Consider the following 2,862-nt stretch of genomic DNA (forward strand, 5'->3'; position numbering starts at 1 on the left):
CCGGCAGGCGATGGGCGCGGCCGACGCAGAGGCCGAGCGGGCCCGCCTGGCAGCCCACGCGGGCGTGGCGCCCGAGGTCCTCATGGCCATGGCGATGGCGGAGCTCGCGCGCAACCTGCCGCAGATCGACCAGCTGGTCCTGACGCCCGATGTCGTGAGCAGCGTGCTCGCCCGCCTCGCCGGTCAGACCGGGGAGGGCTGAGCGGTGGCCACGCCCCGGGTCGTCGTCGCCCACCGGGCGAGCGAGTACGAGGAGCTCATCGCCCGGCACGGCACGCGCGGTCAGGTCGGCTTCGTCCTCGGCACCCGTGGGCGCGAGCTCGCCGAGGTCGACGCAGGCCACGAGGCGCTGCACGCCGCCCTGGCCACCGTCGCCGCGGCGATCCCGGCCGACTGGCGGCGGGCCCGGGTGGAGCGGGCCGACCTGGCCCGCTTCGTCATGGAGCCGGCGACATCGTCGTCGCCGTCGGCCGAGGCCTCGTCGCCAAACCTCGCGAAGTACCTCGACGGACAGCCGGTCATCGGCGTCGACCCGCGGGTCGGTGTCAACGCCGGCGTCCTCGTGACGCACCGGGCGTCCGACGTGGCCGGCCTGCTGACCGCCGTGGCACGGGGCGCGGCCCGTACCCTCGACCGGACGATGGTCGAGGCCGTGGCCGACGACGGCCAGCGGCTGCTGGCGCTCAACGAGATCTTCGTCGGGCAGGCCGGTCACCAGTCGGCGCGCTACACCCTCACGGTCGGTGGCCGGCGCGAGCGGCAGTCGTCCTCGGGCGTCATCGTGGGCACCGGACCGGCTCGACGGGTTGGTGCGCCTCGCTGCAGCGGATCCAGCGCCGGGGATGGACCTGCCGGAGGCGACGTCGCCGCGGCTGACCTGGTTCGTCCGTGAGCCGTGGCCCTCGCCGAGCACCGGCGCCGAGCTCGTCGCCGGTGCACTCGCGCCGGACGCGGCCCTCGAGCTCGGCGTCGAGTCCGAGGGGCTCGTTGTCTTCGGCGACGGGGTGGAGGAGGACCGCCTCACCCTCGGCTGGGGGCAGCGCGTGATCGTGCGTCGGGCGCCGGAGGTGCTGCGTACTGTGGTCGCGTGAGCGAGTTCTGCACCAGGGTCGAGACCGAGACGTCTCCCGAGGAGACGTGGCGACGGCTGTGGGACCTCGATCGGCACACGGCCGTCATCCCGCTGACGACGGTGACGCCCCACCCGCCGGCGACCCGGCTGGGGGCGGGCGTCGGCTTCACCGGCAGGACCGCGCTGGGGTCGCTCGGCTTCGACGACGTCATGCGGGTCGTCGAGTGGTCGCCCCCGTCCGACGCAGCTAGCGGCCGTGCGGTCGTCGACAAGGTCGGCCGGGTCGTCGGCGGCCGGATCGAGGTGACGGTGGCCCCCCTTCGTCACGGCTCGCGCGTCACCTGGCGCCAGACGGTGCGTCTGCCCTGGCTGCCGCGACCGCTGCGGTGGATCGAAGCGCTCGCTGCCCGGGTCATGGCGCCCGGTTATCGGCGGGCGATCCGGACCTTGCTGGCGTGAGCCGACCGGCCGGTGGCGAGCACAAGAGGTCGTCCTGGTGCATGTCGCGCCGTTCGCCAAGGGATAGGGGCCCATTCCGCTACCGGTTGTGCACGGCCTGGCCGCAGGCGAGCGGGACGTTGCTGGCGTGAGCCCGCCGGGCCGGTGACGATGGCGGCATGGGAGCGACGCTGAGGATCGAGATCTTCCCTGCGGACATCGACGTGCCGTGGGCTTCTACGAATAGTTGGGCTTCGAGGTGCTCGGCCGCAAGGACGACCCGCCCTATGCCTCGGTCGGGCGGGACGAGGTGCGGATCGGGATGGTCGAGTCGCCGGCCCGCCCGGCGGAGCACCGGCACGTGCCGAGCGGGACCGAGATCGTGCTCGTCGTCGACGACGTGCAGGCCGAGCGTGACCGGCTCGTGGCCGCGGGCATCGATCTCGCCGAGGACCTCACGGATCGTCCGTGGGGGCTGACCGACGTCCGGGTGCACGACCCCGACGGGTACTACCTGGATCACCGACCGTCGCTGACGCCGAAGCTCAGGTCCGGCGCTTCGTGCGGGCCGTCGCCGGGGCGGTCCACGGGTCCTCCGGCCACGGGTGCTTGGGGTAGCGGCCGCGCATCTCGGCGCGCACCTGGGCGTAGGGCCCGGACCAGAAGGACGCGAGGTCGTCGGTCACGGCGAGCGGGCGACGGGCGGGGGAGAGCAGGTGGAAGAGCACCGGCACCCTCCCGTCGACGAGTCGAGGCGTCTCGGCGAGGCCGAAGCACTCCTGCAGCTTGACCGCGAGCACCGGTGCGGCAGAGGGCTCGTCGTGCGGCGGCCAGGTGATGGCTGCCGTCGACCCGCTGGGGACGGGCAGGCGCTCGGGGGCGAGCTCGTCGAGCCGGGTCGCCTCGGGCCACGGGAGCAGGCGACGCAGCGGGTCGGTCAGGTCGAGGCGGGCGAAGGGAGTGCCCGTCGCCACTCGCTGCAGTTCGGGTCCGAGCCACTCGTCGAGCCGCGCGGCCAGTGCCTCGTCGGACACGTCGGGCCACGGGTCGCCGAGGTGGTGGTGGAGCGCGGCGAGGCGTCGACGGAGGGTGTCTGCGGTGGGCGACCAGGTGAGCAGATCGAGGCCGCGGGTGGCGAGGGCGCGACGCACGGCGTCGGCCCCGGTCTCGGGGTCCGGCCGGACGGCGTGGAGGAGAGCTCGATGGCGCCGAGGGCGTCGACCTCGCGGGCCGTCACCCTCCCCTTCGCGGCGCCTGCCTCGCCTGCGCCCAGGTCGGCGCGGACCTCGCGGACCCGCAGCCCGGAGCCCGCGGTCTCCGCCTCGTCCCGGGTCAGGGCCGCGGCGAGCCGG

General features: G+C 74.6%; 3 protein-coding genes and 3 pseudogenes. 5 read left to right on the top strand and 1 reads right to left on the bottom strand.

What is annotated here, in order from left to right; all coding sequences use genetic code 11:
* The 5 genes and pseudogenes from AC2W7J_RS17250 to AC2W7J_RS17270 form a co-directional block, all read left to right on the top strand.
* Positions 1–202: pseudogene (locus AC2W7J_RS17250) on the top strand (SPFH domain-containing protein); the annotation flags it as partial.
* Between the two features lie 3 nt (positions 203–205).
* Complete coding sequence (locus tag AC2W7J_RS17255) at positions 206–892, top strand: hypothetical protein (protein ID WP_485983919.1); 687 nt, start codon at positions 206–208, stop codon at positions 890–892.
* Entirely contained in the window at positions 843–1,091 is a 249-nt protein-coding gene (locus tag AC2W7J_RS17260) for a hypothetical protein (protein ID WP_485983921.1), read from the top strand. Before AC2W7J_RS17255 ends, AC2W7J_RS17260 begins: the two co-directional genes overlap by 50 nt.
* Entirely contained in the window at positions 1,088–1,531 is a 444-nt protein-coding gene (locus AC2W7J_RS17265) for an SRPBCC family protein (protein WP_485983923.1), read from the top strand. The genes AC2W7J_RS17260 and AC2W7J_RS17265 overlap by 4 nt, the downstream gene beginning before the upstream one ends.
* 238 nt (positions 1,532–1,769) lie before the next feature.
* Positions 1,770–1,964: pseudogene (locus AC2W7J_RS17270) on the top strand (VOC family protein); the annotation flags it as partial.
* Between the two features lie 91 nt (positions 1,965–2,055).
* Here AC2W7J_RS17270 and AC2W7J_RS17275 read toward each other — a convergent pair.
* A pseudogene (locus AC2W7J_RS17275) lies at positions 2,056–2,862 on the bottom strand (ATP-dependent helicase C-terminal domain-containing protein); the annotation flags it as partial.

It is taken from the genome of Janibacter sp. CFPM2_SD2, from assembly GCF_057364645.1.